Origin of the sequence: Lysobacter sp. TY2-98 (genome assembly GCF_003367355.1) — a bacterium.
Taxonomy (GTDB): Bacteria; Pseudomonadota; Gammaproteobacteria; order Xanthomonadales; family Xanthomonadaceae; genus Cognatilysobacter.
Genome location: NZ_CP031413.1, coordinates 787,174 through 807,097, shown reverse-complemented (window position 1 = coordinate 807,097; position 19,924 = coordinate 787,174). Strand labels below are relative to the sequence as shown.

Here is a 19,924-nt window from a genome sequence, read left to right as displayed (position 1 = left end):
GTTTTCCAGTTGTCGTCAGGACCCAGGAGCCGCTGTCATGTCGAACCCCGCACCGAACGCCGTCGCCCTCCTCGCGCCGCTGCGCGCCCGCGGCGGAACCCGCCGGACCGTGGGGCTCGACGACGCGACGATCGAACGCTTCGCCGCCTCGCACCCCGACCTGCGCGAAGCGCTCGAAGCCGCGGCACGGGAGTTCGATGCGGTGAAGGCGGACGCCGCCGACCTGCTCGACCTCGACGAGGACGCGCAGATCCACGCGGTGCAGGCGGGCTACGTCAACTTCTATCCCGACGACGCGGTGAATCCGTACGTCGCGCTGGTCGCGCGCGGTCCGTGGGTGGTCACGCTCAAGGGCGCCGTGCTCCATGACTCTGGCGGCTACGGCATGCTCGGTTTCGGTCACGCGCCTCAGGCGGTGATCGACGCGATGGCCAAGCCGCAGGTGATGGCCAACATCATGACGCCGTCGCTCGCGCAGCGTCGTTTCGACCGCGCCATCCGCGGTGTGATCGGCCTGGCGAACGGCTGCCCGTACGAGCGCTTCTTCTGCCTCAACTCCGGTTCGGAATCGGTGTCGCTGGCCTCGCGCATCGCTGATGCGAACGCGAAGCTGATGACGGACCCCGGTGCGCGCCATGCCGGCCGCACCATCAAGCGCCTCGTCGTCAAGGGCAGCTTCCACGGCCGTACCGAACGCCCGGCGCTGTACTCCGATTCGTCGCGCAAGACCTACGTGCAGCACCTCGCCAGCTTCCGTGGCGAGGATTCGGTGATCACGGTCGAGCCGTACGACGTCGACGCGCTGCGTCGCGCGTTCGCCGATGCGGACGCGAACGACTGGTTCATCGAGGCGATGTTCCTCGAGCCGGTGATGGGCGAAGGCGACCCGGGCCGCAGCGTGCCGCGCGCGTTCTATGACGCCGCACGCGAGCTGACGAAGTCGCACGGCGGTCTGCTTCTCGTCGACTCCATCCAGGCCGGCCTGCGCGCGAACGGCGTGCTGTCGATCATCGACTACCCGGGCTTCGAGAGCATCGATCCGCCGGACATGGAGACCTATTCCAAGGCGCTCAACGCCGGCCAGTACCCGTTGTCGGTGCTCGCGGTGAACGGCCGCGCCGCCGGCCTGTATCGCAAAGGCCTCTACGGCAACACGATGACGACGAACCCGCGCGCGCTCGATGTCGCCTGCGCCGTGATCGACCAGGTCACGCCCGCGGTGCGCGAGAACATCCGTGCGCGCGGCACTGAAGCGCTGCAGCGCCTCGAAGCCCTGAAGTCGGAACTCGGCGGCCTGATCACCAAGGTCCAGGGCACCGGCCTGCTGTTCTCCTGCGAGTTGTCGCCGAAGTTCAAGTGCTACGGCGCGGGATCGACCGAGGAGTGGCTGCGCGAGCGCGGCATCGGCGTGATCCATGGCGGCGCGAATTCGCTGCGCTTCACCCCGACGTTCACCATCACCAGCGAGGAACTCGAGATGGTGGTCGCGATGGTCGCACGCGCACTGAAGGAAGGCCCGCGCATCGAGCAGGCCGCCGCGGCGTAAACGAACTCGCTCTGCGAGAGAAGACAGGCCGGCCTCTCGCCGGCCTTTTTCATGTACCGATCAGCAAATCGCCTCAGTGGATGGTGAGCATCGCGACGCTGCGGAGGATGGCCAGCACCGACGCCGCGATGATCATCGACCACGTCAGGAACGTGCCCCAGAAGCGCCCGAACGAATAGCCCGACGACCGCGACAGCCCGATCACGTGCAGCAGGCGTCCGATGAGCAGCAGGCCGCCCAGCGCGGCAACCCACGTGCGGTCCAGCCCCGAAATTTCGAGCAGGGCGAGCACCAGCATCGCGAACGGCACGTACTCGACGAAGTTGGAGTGGACGCGGATGCGACGCTGCAACAGCGCGTCACCGCCGTCGCCGAGCCCGACCTTGCGTCCACGCCGCAACATCACGATCGGCCATGCGAGCGCGATCAACATCAGGCCGAGCACGCCGGCGACCAGCAGGGTGACGACGGGCATCAGGACTTGCCTCCGGTAATGGCACGGGTGAGGAACCACAGGCCGACCAGCGCGGCCACGGCGATCGCGATCAGCCACGGGCGCAGCTTAATCGCCGGCGTTCGCGCGGCCGCGGCGATGTCGACGGCGGGACGCGCCACCGCGGGCGCGGCGGCCGCCTTGGGGCTCAGCGCCCACGCTCCGTCGCGCAGATCGACCTTGCCCGCCAGCGGCGGCAGCACGAACTCATGCCAGGTGATGCGCACGTCGCCGATCGCCGGCGCCAGCGGGTTGTAGCTGCTCGCCAGGCCATCGCCTTCGGGCTGGAAGCTCGCGCCGAGATCGCCGGGCAGGCGCGAGAAATTCGGTCGCAATGTCTTCCATTGGCCGAGCAGGCGCACGACCTCGAGCGGCAGCGGACGTCCATCCAGCGACACCGAATCCACCCACCATTGGCGATTGCGAATCGGCAGACGCTCGGGATTGCGATGCGCCGCGTCGAAATCGCCGGAGTCGATCGGCGCCGCGTTCCAGATCGTGCTGTAGCGGCCATCGTCGCCGCGCGCCCACTGGAACATCTCGACGCGCCGCTCGAGCCCGAACTGCTTCGAGCCGATGTGGAAATCGGGATCCTCCAGCGCGTTCGACGGCACCGGATCGTTCTCCGGTACGACGTCCGCGCGCGCCACGCCGATGGCGAACAGCGCGGCCAGCGGGAGCGTTGCGATCGGCCTCATGCAGCGAGGGGACGCGCCTGCAACGCGGGCACTTCGTTGGTCGTGCTGAAACGCCCGTCCGCCGACTTCACGACGCGCGCGAGCGCGCATGCGGGGTCGTGCGTGAAGTACAGATGGACATCGCGAGCGAGCATGTCGTCGAGAAAGGCCTTCTTCTCGTCGATCAGCAGCTCGGCGTTGCGGTCGTATCCCATCGTGATCGGCACGTGCACCCAAGGGCGGCCGGGAATCAGGTCGGCACAGAAAACGACGCCGCCATGGGGATGACCGTTCGCGTCATGCGCGGCGACGATCTCGGCGAGCATCAGGCCCGGCGTGTGGCCATCGCTGAAATGAAAACGCACCGCATCACCGAGGGTGCGCGAATGCTCGCTGTCGACGAGCTCCAGCCGACCGGTCGACTGTAGAAGTCCGGGCAGCGCGGGGATGAAGCTCGCGCGGTCGCGATTGTGCGGATCGAGGGCGCGCTCGAAGTGGCGGCGGCCGACGACGTAGGTTGCGTTCGGGAACACGAGCGACGGCCCCGCACCCTCCTTCCACGCCGCGAGCAAGCCGCCCGCGTGATCGAAATGCAGGTGCGAAAGCACGACGACATCAATGCCGTCTGGACGGAAGCCCGCATGGGCGAGCGAGTCGAGCAGCACGTGGCGGTCTTCGACGACGCCGTAGCGGTCGCGCAGCCTGGGTTCGAAGAACGCGCCGATGCCGGCCTCGAACAGCACGGTCCTGCCTGCCAGCGGCGACGCCAGCAACGCCCGGCAGGCCAGGTCGATGCGGCCCTGCTCGTCCGGGGCTGCCCAGCGCGACCACAACGCGCGCGGCGCGTTGCCGAACATCGCGCCACCATCGAGCTTCTGTGCGTTGCCGTCGATGGACCAGAGCTTCATGGCGACCTCCGCAGTTCCGCCCATCATTCGACCCCCTGAGCGGGGCCGGGTCAAGGCGAATTCCGCGCAACAAAAAAGCCCACAGGCGACTGCGGGCTTTTTCGATCGAATCGTGGTGGCCGGGTCCGGAATGGAACGCCGACACGGGGACTTTCAAGGCACGTCCATCAATCTCGGCTTTTTCAACTAAGTCAGCCAGTTACTGCACTTGCCTAGCTCTTGTTCCGTTGCCCATCCCAGTCGAGTGGCATATCGTGGCCCCACAGCAAGGGGAAAAACATGAGTGGTCACATCCACGACGTGTAATCGCCGTGGTCGCTGGTGCGGCCGATTGCGGCAGGCGTCATGCTGAGCGTACTGGTTGCCGACGTCGTCCAGCTGGTAGCAGTGGGGCTACAGCTCGTGCCGCGGCGCAAGATCTGAACGAGAACCTGAGCAATCTATCGGCTCGAAGCGATCTGTCCGCACGCCCCGCCCGGTCGATCCCGATGCAGCCGAACCGATCCAGCACGGCCCCAACGCCTTCGCGCTGGAGTTGCTGGGCGTGCTCCGCGCCAACAACGAGCGGGCGAACCCAGCTTGCATCGGCGGAACGGTCTCGGTACGGCAGACGATGGCCTGGTATCAGGAAACTTCTATGGGTTCGCCACAGGCTGCAAGGCCAACGGAGAGTAGCAATGGGTTATCGCGAGGGATCACAGAAAGTCCCTGTCGGCCAATTCGCACGGCTGGTTCTGTTGTTTTTGGCGCTCGTCGCCAGCGGGTTTTCGCGCGCGGCGGACAATGGAGAGTTCCTGAGACAGCTACGCCTGAACGATTTCAAGTCGCTAGAAGCCGGGACGAGGTCCCTACAGCGACAGTTCGAGAGTGGCCGCGTGTCAGAAACCGACTTGCGAGACGCGTATCGCCAGTTCTACGACCTCAACGGTGCCGATCTCCGGAAATTGGATCGCTGGCAGGACGCCTTTCCAAAATCGTATGCAGTGCATCTCGTTCGAGGCACGTTCTACGCCCGGAGGGGCGCCGCCGCCAGAGGAACAAAGTGGGCGTCTGAGACCCCGCCGGAAAATTTCCTGGGCATGCGGCTGGACAACGAACAAGCTCTCGCGGAGTTCACCGCGTCGCTGCCTCTAACTCAAAAGCCCTTCTTGTCGGTATTTCAGATGATGACGCTGGAGGGAGTGAATCGTCCGCCGCGCAAGGAGCTAATGGAGTTCGGCACCAGGATGCTGCCCACGAATCGGCTGATACGTGGCCGCTACATCTTGTTTCTCACGCCGCGATGGGGCGGATCCTACGAGGAAATGCGCGCGTTTATCGATTACGCGAGGCGCACCGGAGCAACTCCTAAAGGGATTCTTGAACTCCAGTCCCTGATGTTCGACGACATGGGAGATACAGCGTTTCTGCGAGGAGACAAGGCCGCTGCGGACAGGTATTTCCATAAAGCGTTGCAGCTTCACGAGGCGGTCGGAGGGGCCGCCATGGGGCCGCTTCCGTTTGCCACCTGCTACAACCGCGAAGTGACGAAACCGCGCGAGCTGTGCCACAAGACGGGGCGCTAGCCGCCTGGGCTTTGGAAATCCACCGTCCCTGCGGCACATACCGGCGCATAGTCCTCTAGATCGGTCCGAATGCGAATGCTCAGCCCACTCGCCGGTGCTCGGCCGCCGGGCACACGTGGGCCTCGTGACACGTCCAGAACGGGACGCCTCTACAGGAGCTGATGGAGCTGGGCAGTTGGGCCAGCTTCGAGATGGTCCTGCGGTATGCCCACCTTGCGGCGGATCACCTTCGCGGGGCGGCGTGTCGGATCGACGGCACACTGGCGCCATAAACGAAAAACCCGCACGAGGTGCGGGTTTCGTAACGCCTTGAATTCGTGGTGGCCGGGGACGGAATCGAACCGCCGACACGGGGATTTTCAATCCCCTGCTCTACCAACTGAGCTACCCGGCCACGAACCACGGGGTCGCCGTGGGAGGCGGCATGTTACGGACGCGTGGAGGCGTTGGCAAGCCGCATCGCGCCTTAACGGGACGACGCGGCGGCCTTCCGTGCGTTTCGCATCGGCGCATCATCAGCCCATCCCTGCTTTGGAGCCGCCGCCATGCGTCGCCTCGCCCTGCTCGCACTCCTGGCCATGTCGCTGTCCGCCTGCGCCACCGGCCGTGACGACAGGACCGCCAGCAAGCTCGCGCTGTATCGCGAACACGCCGGCGCGCCGGTCGACAGCTTTCCGTATCTCGCGCCGCTCAAGGAGTGGACGCCGCTCGGGCGCGATGCGCTCGCGGTGTGGACGTCGCCGTCGCGCGCGTGGCTGCTCGAAGTGTCCGACTGCTCGGAACTCGAGTGGGCGCAGGCGATCAGCCTCAGCGACAGCGGGAGCCGCGTCTCGGCACGCTTCGATCGCGTGACGCCGCTCAGTCGCAACGTCGCCCCGATGTCGTGCCGCATCGAAGTGATCCGGCCACTCGACGTCGATGCGATCCGCGCGGCCGAGCGCGCTGCACGCGGCACCTGAGCGGCACGCACGTCGCGCTCAGAAGAAACGCCCCGGTCACCCGGGGCGTTTTTTGCGCGTCGCGAGTCGCGCGGTGGGGGAGCGCGATCAATCCTCCGCTGCGCGGTACGCCGTGAGGTATCGACCCGCCGCGACCGCGAACGCTGCGCGCGTCACCGTCTTGTTCGGATCGAAGTAGGCCTTGAGCGTCGGCTGCAGGTCGTACGGGCCCTGCTCCACCACGAAGCGCGCATTGATGAGGCCGAGGTCCAGCGCCTGCTGCACATAGCCGCGCAGCGCCGCGGGGATCGATGCCGCATCGACGACCGGCACGCGCTTGCCGTCGTAGAACGCGGTGAGGTCGCCGCTGAACGACTGGGCCTGCGACTGCAGGGCCATGCTCTGCACCAGCGAGTACGCCAGCGACACACGCGTCACGGCGTCGTTCGGGCGGAATGCGCCATTGACCGTGCCCATCACGCCGTCCTGCGAATGCGCGAGGTCACGCAGCGAACCGCCGTGTGCAATCGCCGACTCGGCATAGGCATAGCCCGTCGCGCCGGTGCCGAGGTCGGTGAAGCTCGAGCGTCCGTTGAACGGCAACGACTGGCCGATGTTCTGGCCCATCGACAGGTACTGCGCGAGCTCGATGCGCTTGAGGTTGGCATCCGGGCGGAACGTCTTGTCGGCATAACCGTCGGCCAGGCGATTCGCGACGGCGAACTCGATGGCCTCGCGTGCCGGATGGCTGGCGATGTCGTTGAGTCCGCTGTAGCCGCCCGAGTTGAGGAAGCTCACTTCACCGTCGACGTAGCCCGGTGCCGCATAACCATTCGTGACCTTGAGCGGGTCCACGCTTGCGCCCGACACCGAACCGATGCCACGCACGGTCAGCTTCCACTTGCCCGGCTTGCCCGGTGCGCCCGCGGTGATCGTGTCGCCGATCGCCGGCAGCGCGATCGACGAACCGTACTGCTCGCCGTCCGGATCGATGAGTACCAGCGCGACGGTGTTGTCGACGGTGGCACGCGCGCTGACGAACGCGACTTCAGGACCGACATCGAACTCCATCGTGTCGACCGTGCCGGCCGGCGCGAAGAACAGCGAGAACGGCTTCGGATCCGCGCCCTTCACCAGCACCGCGTTGGAGTTGAACGTCCGCAGCGAATTGACGGTGGCGCCGTAGCCGGTGCGCACGTTGGTCGCTTCGGCGACGGCGGCGTACGCGTTGACGTGACCCGCACCCGCTTCCCACGACAGGCGACCGGTCATGTTCGTCGCGGTGCGCTTGAGGATGTCCTTGGCCTGCGCTGGGGTGAGGTTGGGATTCGCCTCGAACATCAGCGCGAGGATGCCGGCGACGTGCGGCGTCGCCATCGAGGTACCGCTCATGTGCGTATAGAACGGCAGGTAGGCGGGGTCGAGCGTTTCCGCGTCGTGCTGCGCTTCGAGCGGCGGCAGCGCGCCGGCGAGGTCGCGATCGGAAATGATGTCGACGCCCGGCGCGACGATGGTCGGCTCGTTGACGTAGGTCCACGTCTTGCCGTCGGGCATGGTGAACGTGCCGGTTTCGCCGCGCTTGCCGCGCGACGAGAAGCCGGTCAGCACGCCGTCCTTCTCGCTCGCGCCGACCGAGATCACCCACGGCGCCTGCGCGTACGGGTTGTGCGTGTCCTCGCCGGGACCGTCGTTGCCGGCGGCGAACACGCTGACGATGCCGCGCTTGTAGAGCTCGTACGTCGCGATGTTGACCGGGTTGGTCGGATCGAACGTTCCGCTGCTGCCCCACGAGTTGCTGACGACGCGGATGGTGTCGCGGTAGCTGAACTGGTTGGTGGCCGCGTAGTCGAGGCCACCGACCGCATCGAGGATCGAGATCACCGCGCCCGAGCCGTAGCCCAGCAGCGACGCGCCCGGGGCCACGCCGCGATACAGGCCGTTCGAACGCGCGCCGGTGCCGCCGACGATGCCCGCGCAGTGCGTGCCATGGCCGGAGCTGATGTCGGAGTTCGGCACGTTCTCGGCGTACGTCATCGGCACGATGCCCGGCGCGACATCGGACGCGAGCGACGCAAGGACGTTCTGCGGCGCGAGCACGTTCTGCACGACGTGCGTGCCGAGCTTGAGGTCATCGTGCGTCGCGTCGATGCCGGAGTCGTTGATCATCACGGCGACGCCCTTGCCACTGAACGGAATCGCGCGGCTGAAGTCGCCCGGATTCGAGACCGCGCGCGTCACGCTGGAGATCTGGTTCGCCTCGACGTCGAGGTAGCGCACCGGCGCGTTGTAGAAGATGGAGACGACGTCGTCGTTCTTGGCGAGTGCGCGGATTTCCGCGGGTGTCGCGATGACGCCGGCGATCGGCAGGGTGCGCATCGTGCGGCCCTTTTCGATGCCGAGCGACTTCAGCGTCGCGAGCTGTGTCGCGTTCACCGGACCGGACTGTCGATAGGTTACCACCACGCCGAGCTGGTCGGCCGGCGCGGCGGCGGCGAGCTTCTGGACGAGCTGGTTGTCGAGGTGGGCATCGGCCAGGGCCACGCCGCTGGCGAGCAGGCCGAACGCGAGGGCGGAAACGCGGAGGGAGAGAGAGCGCGAAGCGGACATCGATGACTCCAGGGCGGGCCCGGGCGGGCGACGTCCTGTTGTCGCGCTTTGTCCGCTGGCGTCCCATCCGGTGTTGCCTTCACCACGACCGGGGGTAAACACCCACGCGCCGTGGGGGTTTCCCGACTCGCGCGGTGCGCGGATGGCGGTGTACCGTCGTGGCGTCCGCGACGACGCCTGCTTCACCGCGCCGGTCCTAGCGTCGCCGCATCACGGGGTTCACCACGTTGCCGGGGTCGCCATGACGCGTCTGGTCCGCCTGTTCATCTTCGCGCTGCTCGCCGTCGCCGCACCTTTCGCTTCCGCGCAATCGCTGCCTGTCCAGGTCGGCGTGCAGGGCAATGTCGCGACGGTGGTGATCGGCCCGTCCGCCGCACCACTGGCGGACATGACGCTCACCTTCGATTCGCCGCATGCGCTGACCGCCGCGAACCTGGGCATCAGCGCGCAGACGGTGTCGCTCACCGATCCGCAACTGCTCGCGCGCCTGCCGGGCACGCTGGCCTCGCTGGATTCCTCGTTCCCGCTGATGGTGACCGTCGAACCGCCCGCGGGCGGGCTGTCGTTCGATCGCACGGTGAAGGTCGAAATCCACACCCATGCCCTCGCCTACACCTACGGGTCGAGCTATCGCCTGTTCAAGGCGCCACTGGGCGGGGCGTTCCGCGACATCACCACCGAGGTGGCGCAGGGCAGCGTGCGGGCGCGCGGCACCACCGGCGGCTTCTCGCAGTTCCTGGTCCTCGCCGACGTACGCCGCACCGGTGATGTCGTCGACGACAAGCTCGAGCGCCTGCGCCTGCGCATCGCGACCTTGCCCGCCACCGAAGCCGCGCCGCTGGAAGTCCAGCGCGCTGCCGCCGCGCAGGCGGTCGCCGACGCCCGCTACGACGACGCGCTCGGCGCGCTCGACGCCCTCGCCGCGCGCGTGGACGACCGCGCGGGCACCGCGATTCCGAACACCTGGCTCGCGGGCGGCAGCGGCAACAACGCCGCGGGCGACCTACTCGCCGGCGTGGCGACCGCGAAGTTCTCGATCGCCTACCTGCGCAACTTCGGGCACTGACGCCGGGTTCCCGCTGCCGGATTCATCTTCGAAGCCCCCGCATGCCGGGGGCTTCGCGTGTCGGCGCTCCAAACCGCGGCGTACGGCACGCACCGCGCGCCGCAAGCGGCAGGAGTCGGCCTAAGATGCGGGCATGCAGGCCCGGCTCATCGCATACATTCCCGAAGGCCCCGCGATCGCGCGCATCGCCGCACCCGGTGATCGCCTGCGCATCGGGCGTTCGACCGACGCGGACTTCGTGCTCTCGCACGTGTCGGTATCGCGACGCCACGCCGAGCTCGAGTCGCAGCCCGACGGCACGTGGCGGCTGGTCGACGTCGACAGCAAGAACGGCACCTTCGTCGATGGCGCACGCATTTCGCAGACCACGCTCGCACGCGGTTGCTGGCTGCGCTTCGGCGACGTGCATTGCGAGTTCGCGATGCTCGACAGTCGCGCCGCAGAAGAGCAGGCGCGGCGCTGGCAGGAACGTCGCCACGAAGCCTCGCGACTGACCGCACGCATCGAGGCCATGGCGCAGCCGCAGGACGGCGCCGCGCCGACCAGCACGTTGCTCGAACACAGCCTGCGCGCCGTGCTGGAACTCGCGCAGTGCACGCGGGGCTTCGTACTGACGTCGGGCGGCGGACGCTATCGCGTGGCGACGTCGATCGCACTCGATGCCTCGCTCTCGACGGGCACCGAATTCACGGGCAGCCTCGGCGCGGTCGCCCAGGCCCTGCGCGCACGCGCGCCGGTCGTCTTCAACGACATCGGCCAGGACGCCTGGCTGTCGGGCCGCGAGTCGGTCGTGCGCGGTGGCCTGCGCACGCTGATCGCGCTGCCCTTGATGGACGGCACGCGCGTGCTCGGCGCGATCTACGCCGACCGCCGCGAAGCGGGTCCGCCGCTGACCACGCTGGACGTCGAACTGCTGCAGGCCTTCGCCGAGCGTTGCGCGCTGTGGTTGGCGGCGCGCGGCGAGTCGCAGGGTGGCATCGAGCCGCCGGGGCCGGGTGAGTGGACGCAATTGCTCGCAGGTCACGCACCGACGCGATGAGCGACGCCACGTCCACCGGCCTCTACGCGCAGATGGACCTCGCGCCCGGCACCGTTCTCGCCGGGCGCTTCCGTATCGAGAGCCTGGTCGGCGTCGGCGGCATGGGCGTGGTCTATCGCGCGCATGACGAAGCGTTGGGCGTACCGGTCGCGATCAAGCTGCTGCGTCCCGAGATCGCGCAGCGTGCCGACGCGTTCGAGCGCTTCCGTCAGGAACTGCTGTTGGCGCGGCAGGTGTCGAGTCCGCATGTCGTGCGCATCCACGACATCGCGAAGCACGAATTCGCCAATGGCGAAACGCGCTGGCTGATCAGCATGGACCTGATCGAGGGCGAGCCGCTCGATCACGTCATCGACCGCGGCCCGCTCGATATCGACGCCGCGCTGCGCATCGCGCGCGACGTCGCGCTCGGGCTGCAGGCGGCGCATGCGCGCGACGTCGTGCACCGCGACCTGAAGCCGGCGAACGTGCTGGTCGCCGCGGATGGCAGCGCATCGATCACCGATTTCGGCGTCGCGCGTTCGATCGCCACCAGCACGCGCAGCGCGACCGTCGGTATCGTCGGCACACCGGACTACCTGTCGCCCGAACAGGCACGCGGCGATCCGATCGGCCCGCGCAGTGATCTGTACGCGCTCGGCCTGATCCTGCACGAAATGCTGACCGGCGAGCGCGCGTTCGCGACGGCGACAGCCGCAGAAGCCCTTGCGCAGCGCCTCGTTCGCTCGCCGCCGCTGGTCACGAGCAAGCGACCGGATGTTCCGGAATGGATCGCGCGCCTCGTCGAGCGCCTCCTGCGTCCGCAGCCCGCGCATCGCCTGCCGGATGCGGCGGCGGTCGTGCAGGCGATCGATCGTCGCGAAGTACCGCGCGATCCGGTACGACGCAAGCGCTGGCTGGCGGGCATCGCCATCGTCGCGCTGGTCGCGGCAGGCGGTGCGTTCTGGTGGACGCATCGCGCACCGGTTGATCACGTGGCACCCGCGCCGTCACGCCCGCTCGAACGCGTGCTGCTGATGCCGCTGGAAGGCGATGCTGTGGCCGAGAGCGAGCGCGTGGGTCTCGACATGCGGCTTCGCGCCGCGCTCGCGGATGCGCCCGGACTCGCGCATGTCGACACCGATCGCACGCTGCAGGCGCTCGGTCAACTGGATAGCGCGGGACGGCCGTCGCTCGACGCGATGCGTCGCGCGGGTGCGGCCAGTCGCGTCGTGCGTCTCGAACTCGCGCGCGTTGCGAACGCATGGCATGTCGTGGGTGAGCAGGAAGGCGGCGGCGACGCACGCATCGACGGACCGCATGCCCCCTCGCCTGCTGCGGCGCTCACGGCGTGGCTGCGTACGCCACAGGCGTCGTCGACACTCGGAGTGACAACTGCGCCGGCCTTGCAGCTGCCTGCATCGAATGTGCTCGCGCTCGAGGGTTCAGCCGAGGTCGCGCGTCGTGCCGGGCATTACGACGCGGCGCTCGCCGCGCTGCGCCAGTCGACGACGCTCGATCGCGACAGCGCTCCGGGCTGGCTTGCACTCGCCGACGTCGCGCAGTCGGTCGGCGAGGACGACGTCGCACTCAACGCGGTCGATCGGGCGCAACGTGCATCGGCAACGTCGTCGCATCTCCGCGACCGCATCGCAGCGACACGGGCGCTGCTCGAAGGCGATGGCGAAGCCGCCGCGGCGATCTGGCGACGTCTCGCGACCCAGTCGCCGTCCGATACCCATGCGGAGCTGCAGCTCGCGCGGGCGCTCGGCGCGGCCGGCGACCTGGACGCTGCCGTGACGACGCTGCAGCAGCTCACCGGGCGCGACGCGCAGGACGCACGCGCGTGGTTCGAGCTCGGCAAGTTCTCGATCCTCAAGGGCGATGCGCGCCGCGCCGTGGACGACTATCTCGTGCGCGCGCTCGTGCTGTTCAAGCGCGGCCGCAATGCCTACGGCGAAGCCGAGGCCGTTAACGCTCTGGGTGTCGGCTACGGGCGGCTCGGCCAGACCGCCGAGGCCGAAGAGCAGTACCGGCACGCCGTGGAGCTGCGTCGTGCGGTCGGCAATCGACGTGGCGTCGCGACCAGCCAGCGCAATCTCGCCAACCTGCTCAGCCAGCGCGGTGCATTCGACGCGGCCGCGGCGGCGCTGGACGAGGCCCGGCGCATCAATGTCGAACTCAACGATCGCGCGGGGCTTGCAGCGGTCGACAATGAGCGCGGCCTGCTCGAGGAAGAACGCGGCCATTACGCGGCATCGCTCGATGCGTTCCGCCTCGCCCTGCAGGGCTACGAGCGTGCCGGCGATCCGCACGGCGTCGCACAGGCGCTGAACGACATCGGCTTCGCGCAGTACCAGCTCGGCGCCTACGACGATGCGCAGACCTACTGGCAGCGCGCGTCGGATGCGTATCGCACGTTGGGCGACGAGACCGGCACGATTCGCACGCGCCAGAATCTCGGCCTGTTGCACGCGGCACGCGGTCGCTGGGCCGAAGCCCAGCAGGCGCAACTCGACGCGCTGGCGCAGGCGCGCAGTCGACAGATGACGGAGGAAGCCGCCGTCGCGTATCGCAACCTCGCCGAACTTGCGATTGCGCGCGGCGACACCGCAGCTGCGCTGCGCAACGCGGCGGAAGCGACGCGCCTGTTCAAAGAGCGCGACGACCTGCGCGGGACGGTCGATGCCGAGCTGCTCGACGCGGACGCGCGCATCCAGGCGGGCGATCTCGATGCGGCCTCGCGCGTGCTCGATGGCTTGCGTGCGAATCTCGCCGAGGCATCGACCGAGCAACGTGCAATCGCCGGTCGCCTCGATGCGGAACTCGCCGACGCGCGCGGTGACAACCGCGCCGCGCTGGCCGCGGTCGCGAGAGCGCAGCCGCTCGCCACGGCGTCGGGCGTTCGCGCGCTTCAACTCGAGCTCGATCTTCTTCAGGCACGTCTCGCGCACCGCGATCCCGCCGCACTCGACGCACCGACCGCGTCGCTGGGCAACGCGGGCTTGCGGCTCGAATGGACCGACCTGGCCATGCGCGCCGCCCTCGCCCGCCGCGACGCCGCCACTGCGTTGCGGCTTTGTCGCGACGTTGCGCCGTGGCTGCGCGGTGCGTCGAGTCGAACCATCGCCTCGCTGCACGAACAGGCCGCCGCCGCCGAGCGCATGAGCGGTGACGAAGCCGCCGCGCGCGATGCCGACACCGCCGCCCGCAGCGCGCGCGACCGCTTCGCCGCGGCGCGCCCCGCGTCGACCGCCGCGACCAAGACGCCATGAACGAACCCGTCGACCGTTACGCCCAACTGCTGCAGCGTCTCGAAGCAAACGAGCGTGAGTTCCGCCGTCTCGGCCGCTCCGTGCTGCGCGTGCAGGAAGACGAGCGGCGCCGCCTCGCGCGCGAGTTGCACGATGGCGTCGGGCAGAACCTCACCGCGCTGAAGCATCGGCTGGCGCAATTGCGTGACGCCGCCGATGTCGACCCCACGCTCCGCGACGCGCTCGACGCCGCGGTCGCGCTCTGCGCCGACACGCTGGAAGACACCCGCGAACTCTCGCGCCTGCTGCGGCCGACCATCCTCGACGACCTGGGCCTCGAACCCGCGTTGCGCTGGCTCGGCCGGAGTGTTGGCCAAGCCGCAGGCATCTCGATTGCGGTCGAAGTCGAACCGCTGCCACCGCTCGATGGCGAGCGCGAGACGCTGTTGTTCCGAGTGGCACAGGAGGCGCTGAACAACATCGCCAAGCACGCGCAGGCGCGCAGTGTGCTGATGCGTGTCGTCGAACGCGACGGTCGCCTGCAGCTGCAGATCGTGGACGATGGCGTCGGCTTCGACCCGAGCCTACGCGCCGCGGGCAGCGGTCTGTCGGGCATGCGCGAGCGCCTGCGCCTGTTCGCCGGCACGCTCGAGGTGCATTCCGCACCGGGCGACGGCACGCGCCTGCGCGCGGTGGTCCCGCTCGACGCCTGACGCGATCGGGCGCGCCCGGCTTGACGCCACGGCCGCTCGCCCGCACGGTGCGCCGATGCCGATCCGCATCCTCATCGCCGACGACCACACACTGGTGCGCGAAAGCCTGGTCGGGCTATTGCAGGCCGAGGGCGACGTGCAGGTGGTCGCGCAGGCCGCCGACGGCATCGAGACCGTCGAGAAGGCCATCGCGGTGCGCCCCGACGTCGTCGTCGCCGACCTGTCGATGCCGCGGCTCGGCGGCATCGAGGTGGTCCGGCGCCTGCGTGAGGCACTGCCGCAGACGCGCGTCCTGGTGCTGACCATGCACCAGGAAGACGAGTACGTGCTGCAGGCCGTACGCGCCGGTGCGTCGGGCTATCTGGTCAAGGACAGTGCGGCGTCCGAGCTGCTCGCGGCGGTGCGCAACCTGCACGCGGGACGCGGCCATTTCGGTCCGCAGGCCGCACGCACGCTCGCGCAGCAGCTGCAGCATCCCGAGCGCACGCTGGACGATCCGTACGGGCGACTCACCGCCCGCGAGCGCGAGGTCTTCCATCTCATCGCGGAAGGCCACACCACCAAGGAAATCGCGCGGACGCTCGACATCAGCGCGAAGACCGCGGAGAACCACCGTTCGCGCGTGCTCGACAAGGTCGGCGTGCGCAACACCGCCGAGCTGGTGCGCTACGCGCTGCGCAAAGGCCTGCTCGACTGACCCCCGCGAACTGACCCGCAGCCACCGTGCGGGGCGGTATGCTCGACGCGATCCCCTCCGGAGTCGCTCGATGCGCCCAGCTTCTTCCTTCCGCCTCGCCCTCGCGGTATTTGCGTTCGCGCTGCTCGCCGCCTGCGCCGGCGGCCCGGTCCGTCGCGTGTCCGAACCGACCGCGCAGATCCAGCAGCTCACGGTGCGCGCCGACGGCGGTTGGACGCTGCAGCTGCGCCTGCAGAACTACAGCTCGATCCCCATGCGTTTCGACAGCGTGCATCTCACGCTCAACGCCGCGAACCAGGCGGCCGGTGATGTCGTCGCATCGCCGGCGCTCGACATCGGCCCCGAATCGGCCGACGTCATCGACGTGCGCGTGCAACCGTCCACCGGCGCGAAACTGGCGGTCGCCGATGCGCTGGCGTCGGGTCGTGCGGTCGACTATCGACTCGAAGGCAAGATCAGCGCGACCCCCGAGAAGAAGTCGCAGCAGACGTTCGACGTCCACCACAACAGCACGCTGAATCCGGCACCGGGCCTGCCCGGCGTGCTCCGCTGAGGCTACGACGATGAGCCGTTACGACGCCCCGCTCACCGACATGCGTTTCGTGCTGTTCGACCTGCTGCGCAGCGAACAGGCGTTCGCGCACCTCGGTTACACCGATGCCACGCGCGACGTCATCGACGCGGTGCTGGAGGAAGGTGCGCGCTTCGCCACGCAGGTGCTCGCCCCGCTCAACCGCGTCGGCGATGAAGTCGGCTGCACGCTCGACACTGCAACCGGCGAGGTCCGCACGCCGCCGGGTTTCAAGGAGGCGTACGCGCAGTACGTCGACGGCGGCTGGACCGGCCTCGTTACTGCGACCGAGCACGGCGGTCAGGGCATGCCGCGTCTGGTCGGCTTCCCGATCAAGGAAATGGTCGACGCGGCGAATCTCGCCTGGGGCAACTTCCCGCTGCTGTCGAACGGCGCGGTGGAAGCGCTGTCGGTGTACGGCACCGAGTGGCAGCGCGAGGTCTTCCTGAAACCGCTCGTCGAAGGTCGCTGGACCGGCACGATGTGCCTCACCGAACCGCACTGCGGCAGCGATCTCGGCCTGCTGCGCACGCGCGCCGAACCGCGCGACAACGGTACGTACGCGATCTCCGGCACGAAGATCTTCATCACCGCCGGCGAGCACGACATGACGGACAACATCGTTCATCTCGTGCTCGCGAAACTGCCCGATGCGCCTGCGGGAAGCCGCGGCATCTCGTTGTTCGTCGTGCCCAAGTTCCGCGTCGCGCAGGACGGATCGATCGGCGACCGCAACACGCTCCGCTGCGGCAGCCTCGAACACAAGATGGGCATCCACGGCTCGGCGACGTGCGTGATGAACTTCGACGGCGCGGAGGGCTACCTCGTCGGCGAACCGCACAAGGGCCTGATGGCGATGTTCGTCATGATGAACACCGCGCGCTTGGCCGTCGGCCTGCAGGGTCTCGGCTTATCGGATCGCGCGTACCAGAACGCGCTGGTCTACGCGAAGGAACGCCTGCAGATGCGCTCGGCGACCGGCGCGAAATTCCCCGACAAGCCGGCCGATCCGATCATCGTCCACCCGGATGTGCGCCGCATGCTGCTCACGTGCAAGGCGCTGGTCGAAGGCGGCCGTGCGATGTCGTACGACGCGGCCTTGCAGTTCGACATCGCCTCGCACGGCACTACCGATGACGAGCGCGCCGAAGCGGATGCACTGGTCGGTTTCCTCACGCCGATCGTCAAGGCCTGCCTGACGGAGTGGAGTATCGAGGTCACCTACGATGCCCTGCAGTGTTTCGGCGGTCACGGCTACATCCACGAACACGGCATGGAGCAGCTCGCACGCGATGCGCGCATCACCACGCTGTACGAAGGCACGACCGGCATCCAGGCACTCGACCTGCTGGGTCGCAAGGTGATCCAGATGAAGGGCGCGGGACTGAAGGCGATGCTGGGCCGCATCCGCGCGTTCGCCGAAGCGCGTGCCGGTGACGCGCAGATCGGTGGCTACTGCACGACGCTCGCGGACCTCGCCGCGCAGTGGCAGCACCTGAGCGTGGCCATCGCGCAACGCAGCGGCGAGAACGCGGACGAGCTCGGCGCCGCGGCCTACGACTACCTGATGTATTCGGGTTACGTGCTGCTCGGCTACTGGTGGGTGCGCAGCGTCGCCGCGCTCGACGGCGCGTCGGTGACGCCCGCTTTCGCCGAGGCCAAGCGGGCCACCGCGCGCTTCTACTTCGACCGCATCCTGCCGCGTACGCTCACCCATGCCGCCGCCATCCGCGCCGGCGCCGAAGCACTGATGAGCCTCGACGCCGAGGCGTTCGACGCCGGGCGCTGAACCGGCGGCCGCCCGATCGGCCAACCGCGAGCCGGTGACGCCCATTCGTCGCCGGCTCGTTATAAGCTCGGGCCATGGCGCACCACACCGCACGGCTGCGACTCGTCGACCACGATCCCGTCTGGTCCGCGGAACCGCTGTCGCCGCCGCCCGGCGGCTTCCCGCTCGATGGCGTGCGCCTGCTCTCCCTCGATGCCCACGGCCACGTCCTCGACTGGCTGCACTGGCACGAAGCCACCTGCCTCTACGCGCGCGGTGCGGTCGCCTGGACGCTCGGCGAACCGTGCCTGCGCGTGCGCGGCGGACAGGCCCGCGCGACCGGCGACCAGAGCGTCATCGAGCTGCATCCGATCGTGGCGACGCGCGGTCGGGCGCGTGCACACGCGCTCAATCCGACGCCCGCGCTGACCAACCCCGCGTTGTTCGCACGCGACGCGCATCTATGCCTGTACTGCGGCGACGTGTTTCCGCGCAGCCAGCTCACGCGCGATCACGTCATGCCGTTGTCCAAGGGCGGACGCGACACGTGGGAGAACGTGGTCGCCGCGTGTTTCCCGTGCAATTCGCGCAAGCGCAACCGCACGCCGCAGCAGGCGGGCATGCCGCTGCTCGCGGTGCCGTACCGGCCGAGCTGGATCGAGCACCTGATCCTGTCGAACCGCCACATCCTCGCGGACCAGATGGAATTCCTTAAAGCGCACCTGCCACGACGCGAACGCCGCGTCGCGGTCTGAGGACTGCGCCCCTGTTCACGATTCCGTGACGCTCTGTCGTCGCCCGTCCGCACGTATGCCGTTTGTGCGTTGACGTCGCCGGACCCCTTCGCGACACTCGACCCAAATATCAGGCAGAGACGTAATGGCCGCACTGACTTTGGGCTTCACCGGCATGGATGCGTCCACCGAGAGCGAGCTGCGCACCGCGTTCGAGCGAGCGCTGCCGGCATCGGGCGGCGGCTGGCAGCTGGTGCCCGACACGCACGCGGACTACGTCGTCGTCGACATGGACAGCATGTACGGCCCGATGAGCTGGCTGCGTCTGCACAACGCGGGCAAGCAAGTGGTCGGCCTCACCGCTTCGCCGCGGACCCAGGCGCCGTATCGGCTGGGGCGTCCGGTCGACGCGGACGCACTCACCGAGTTGCTGCGCGACATCCGCGTCGCCAATGGCGTTGAAGCGGTTGCGGCTCCAGCTGCTGCCCCGCCCGCTGCGCCTGCGCCTGCTCCTGCTGCACCGGCGGCTGTCGCCGAACCGGTCATCGCCAAGCCCTCGGGCATGACGCCGTCGCCGCAGCCGACCGACCAGCTGCCGGAAGAACGCCCCGCCCCGATCACCGCGACGGAGCTGCCGGCTAATCCAGCGGCCATTACGGAGCCCGCGGCGCCGGTCAACGAACCGCCGAGCGTCGCTGTCGGCCAGGTGGTGCCGCCAGCGCCGAGCATCCAGCCGGTCGCCCCGCCGCCTGCGGCTGCGCCGACGCCTGCCCCCACCCCGGCCGCAACGCCCGCCCGCAGCGCCGAACCGCAGTCGCTCGCCGAGTGGCTGGCTTCGGGCCGGCTGCGTGGCCGCGTGCGTTTTGCCGATAACGGCACCGCCGTGCTGCTCGACACCGACCAGCGCCAGTACTTCGGCCCATCCGGGCTCAAGCCGGTCACGCCACTGTTCTCGCGCAACGCCACGGTCGCCGACTTCGAAGCCGTGTCGGCGGATGTCTGGAACGCGCAGACCGCCGCACTCGGCGCACCGCAGCCGATCGCCCGCCTGATCTGGTACGGAGCGCTGCTGGCCGGCGAGGGCCGCATCGCGCCCGGCTACGACCCGAACGACCGCTTCCGCCTCATCAAGTGGCCGCAGACCGAGCGCGAATTCCCCAAGCACTTCCGCATCGCCACCGCGATGATGAAAGGCCCGGCGACGGTGAAGGAAGTCGCCGAAGCGAGCAGCGTGCCGGAAACGGACGTCGCCGATTTCGTGAATGCCTCGCTCGCCTCCGGATTCGCCGAGCCGTACAGCGAGCCGGAGCCCGAGCCGGATGCCGCGAAGTCCGGCCTGTTCGGACGCCTGCGCGGCCGCTGACGCTGT

At 68.6% G+C, this 19,924-nt stretch carries 16 protein-coding genes and 1 tRNA gene; 12 read left to right on the top strand and 5 right to left on the bottom strand.

The window, feature by feature from the left end:
- The first annotated feature begins 37 nt into the window (after positions 1 to 37).
- Positions 38 to 1,546, top strand: coding sequence for an aminotransferase class III-fold pyridoxal phosphate-dependent enzyme (locus DWG18_RS03930; protein ID WP_115645599.1), 1,509 nt, complete (start codon positions 38 to 40; stop codon positions 1,544 to 1,546).
- Between the two features lie 73 nt (positions 1,547 to 1,619).
- Here the strand turns inward: DWG18_RS03930 and DWG18_RS03925 are convergent, their stop codons facing one another.
- Genes DWG18_RS03925 through DWG18_RS03915 form a run of 3 tightly spaced genes read right to left on the bottom strand, consistent with a single transcriptional unit; the run spans position 1,620 to position 3,624 of the window.
- Positions 1,620 to 2,021 (bottom strand): MAPEG family protein, encoded by a 402-nt coding sequence (locus tag DWG18_RS03925; protein WP_115645597.1) that lies wholly within the window; start codon positions 2,019 to 2,021, stop codon positions 1,620 to 1,622.
- Positions 2,021 to 2,737, bottom strand: a complete 717-nt coding sequence (locus DWG18_RS03920; protein ID WP_162823692.1) for a TMEM43 family protein — start codon at positions 2,735 to 2,737, stop codon at positions 2,021 to 2,023. Before DWG18_RS03920 ends, DWG18_RS03925 begins: the two co-directional genes overlap by 1 nt.
- Entirely contained in the window at positions 2,734 to 3,624 is an 891-nt protein-coding gene (locus tag DWG18_RS03915) for an MBL fold metallo-hydrolase (protein ID WP_115648019.1), read from the bottom strand. Before DWG18_RS03915 ends, DWG18_RS03920 begins: the two co-directional genes overlap by 4 nt.
- Positions 3,625 to 4,301: 677 nt before the next feature.
- Between DWG18_RS03915 and DWG18_RS03910 the strand changes: the two genes are divergently transcribed.
- Positions 4,302 to 5,189 (top strand): DUF4034 domain-containing protein, encoded by an 888-nt coding sequence (locus DWG18_RS03910; RefSeq protein WP_162823691.1) that lies wholly within the window; start codon positions 4,302 to 4,304, stop codon positions 5,187 to 5,189.
- 318 nt (positions 5,190 to 5,507) lie between these two features.
- Here DWG18_RS03910 and DWG18_RS03900 read toward each other — a convergent pair.
- Positions 5,508 to 5,583: transfer RNA gene (locus tag DWG18_RS03900), tRNA-Phe, on the bottom strand.
- 151 nt (positions 5,584 to 5,734) lie between these two features.
- Between DWG18_RS03900 and DWG18_RS03895 the strand changes: the two genes are divergently transcribed.
- On the top strand, positions 5,735 to 6,148 hold the full coding sequence (locus DWG18_RS03895; RefSeq protein WP_115645591.1) for a DUF6491 family protein: 414 nt from the start codon (positions 5,735 to 5,737) through the stop codon (positions 6,146 to 6,148).
- Between the two features lie 87 nt (positions 6,149 to 6,235).
- Here the strand turns inward: DWG18_RS03895 and DWG18_RS03890 are convergent, their stop codons facing one another.
- Positions 6,236 to 8,734 (bottom strand): S8 family serine peptidase, encoded by a 2,499-nt coding sequence (locus DWG18_RS03890; protein ID WP_115645589.1) that lies wholly within the window; start codon positions 8,732 to 8,734, stop codon positions 6,236 to 6,238.
- Positions 8,735 to 8,975: 241 nt separating this feature from the next.
- Here DWG18_RS03890 and DWG18_RS03885 point away from each other — a divergent pair, with 241 nt between their 5' ends.
- The 9 genes from DWG18_RS03885 to DWG18_RS03845 all read left to right on the top strand — a co-directional run bounded on the left by DWG18_RS03885 (position 8,976) and on the right by DWG18_RS03845 (position 19,918).
- Complete coding sequence (locus DWG18_RS03885; RefSeq protein WP_115648018.1) at positions 8,976 to 9,800, top strand: DUF6689 family protein; 825 nt, start codon at positions 8,976 to 8,978, stop codon at positions 9,798 to 9,800.
- A gap of 133 nt (positions 9,801 to 9,933) precedes the next feature.
- Positions 9,934 to 10,839, top strand: a complete 906-nt coding sequence (locus DWG18_RS03880) for an FHA domain-containing protein (protein WP_240318595.1) — start codon at positions 9,934 to 9,936, stop codon at positions 10,837 to 10,839.
- Positions 10,836 to 14,093 (top strand): serine/threonine-protein kinase, encoded by a 3,258-nt coding sequence (locus DWG18_RS03875; protein WP_115645587.1) that lies wholly within the window; start codon positions 10,836 to 10,838, stop codon positions 14,091 to 14,093. Before DWG18_RS03880 ends, DWG18_RS03875 begins: the two co-directional genes overlap by 4 nt.
- Positions 14,090 to 14,785, top strand: coding sequence for a sensor histidine kinase (locus tag DWG18_RS03870; protein WP_115645585.1), 696 nt, complete (start codon positions 14,090 to 14,092; stop codon positions 14,783 to 14,785). Before DWG18_RS03875 ends, DWG18_RS03870 begins: the two co-directional genes overlap by 4 nt.
- A gap of 55 nt (positions 14,786 to 14,840) precedes the next feature.
- On the top strand, positions 14,841 to 15,482 hold the full coding sequence (locus DWG18_RS03865) for a response regulator transcription factor (protein WP_115645583.1): 642 nt from the start codon (positions 14,841 to 14,843) through the stop codon (positions 15,480 to 15,482).
- Between the two features lie 70 nt (positions 15,483 to 15,552).
- Positions 15,553 to 16,035, top strand: a complete 483-nt coding sequence (locus tag DWG18_RS03860; protein ID WP_115645581.1) for an LEA type 2 family protein — start codon at positions 15,553 to 15,555, stop codon at positions 16,033 to 16,035.
- 10 nt (positions 16,036 to 16,045) lie between these two features.
- Positions 16,046 to 17,842: an acyl-CoA dehydrogenase C-terminal domain-containing protein gene (locus tag DWG18_RS03855; RefSeq protein ID WP_115645579.1), complete on the top strand. Its 1,797-nt coding sequence runs from the start codon at positions 16,046 to 16,048 to the stop codon at positions 17,840 to 17,842.
- Between the two features lie 74 nt (positions 17,843 to 17,916).
- Positions 17,917 to 18,576, top strand: a complete 660-nt coding sequence (locus DWG18_RS03850; protein WP_115645577.1) for an HNH endonuclease — start codon at positions 17,917 to 17,919, stop codon at positions 18,574 to 18,576.
- Between the two features lie 124 nt (positions 18,577 to 18,700).
- On the top strand, positions 18,701 to 19,918 hold the full coding sequence (locus tag DWG18_RS03845; protein WP_115645575.1) for a hypothetical protein: 1,218 nt from the start codon (positions 18,701 to 18,703) through the stop codon (positions 19,916 to 19,918).
- Positions 19,919 to 19,924: the final 6 nt, after the last annotated feature.

Coding starts and splice junctions, on each gene's coding strand:
- DWG18_RS03890 (WP_115645589.1), bottom strand. CDS start 8,734: ATGTCCGCTTCGCGCTCTCTCTCCCTCCGCGTTTCCGCCCTCGCGTTC.
- DWG18_RS03865 (WP_115645583.1), top strand. CDS start 14,841: ATGCCGATCCGCATCCTCATCGCCGACGACCACACACTGGTGCGCGAA.
- DWG18_RS03930 (WP_115645599.1), top strand. CDS start 38: ATGTCGAACCCCGCACCGAACGCCGTCGCCCTCCTCGCGCCGCTGCGC.
- DWG18_RS03910 (WP_162823691.1), top strand. CDS start 4,302: ATGGGTTATCGCGAGGGATCACAGAAAGTCCCTGTCGGCCAATTCGCA.
- DWG18_RS03855 (WP_115645579.1), top strand. CDS start 16,046: ATGAGCCGTTACGACGCCCCGCTCACCGACATGCGTTTCGTGCTGTTC.
- DWG18_RS03860 (WP_115645581.1), top strand. CDS start 15,553: ATGCGCCCAGCTTCTTCCTTCCGCCTCGCCCTCGCGGTATTTGCGTTC.
- DWG18_RS03895 (WP_115645591.1), top strand. CDS start 5,735: ATGCGTCGCCTCGCCCTGCTCGCACTCCTGGCCATGTCGCTGTCCGCC.
- DWG18_RS03920 (WP_162823692.1), bottom strand. CDS start 2,737: ATGAGGCCGATCGCAACGCTCCCGCTGGCCGCGCTGTTCGCCATCGGC.
- DWG18_RS03845 (WP_115645575.1), top strand. CDS start 18,701: ATGGCCGCACTGACTTTGGGCTTCACCGGCATGGATGCGTCCACCGAG.
- DWG18_RS03885 (WP_115648018.1), top strand. CDS start 8,976: ATGACGCGTCTGGTCCGCCTGTTCATCTTCGCGCTGCTCGCCGTCGCC.
- DWG18_RS03875 (WP_115645587.1), top strand. CDS start 10,836: ATGAGCGACGCCACGTCCACCGGCCTCTACGCGCAGATGGACCTCGCG.
- DWG18_RS03870 (WP_115645585.1), top strand. CDS start 14,090: ATGAACGAACCCGTCGACCGTTACGCCCAACTGCTGCAGCGTCTCGAA.
- DWG18_RS03915 (WP_115648019.1), bottom strand. CDS start 3,624: ATGAAGCTCTGGTCCATCGACGGCAACGCACAGAAGCTCGATGGTGGC.
- DWG18_RS03880 (WP_240318595.1), top strand. CDS start 9,934: ATGCAGGCCCGGCTCATCGCATACATTCCCGAAGGCCCCGCGATCGCG.
- DWG18_RS03925 (WP_115645597.1), bottom strand. CDS start 2,021: ATGCCCGTCGTCACCCTGCTGGTCGCCGGCGTGCTCGGCCTGATGTTG.
- DWG18_RS03850 (WP_115645577.1), top strand. CDS start 17,917: ATGGCGCACCACACCGCACGGCTGCGACTCGTCGACCACGATCCCGTC.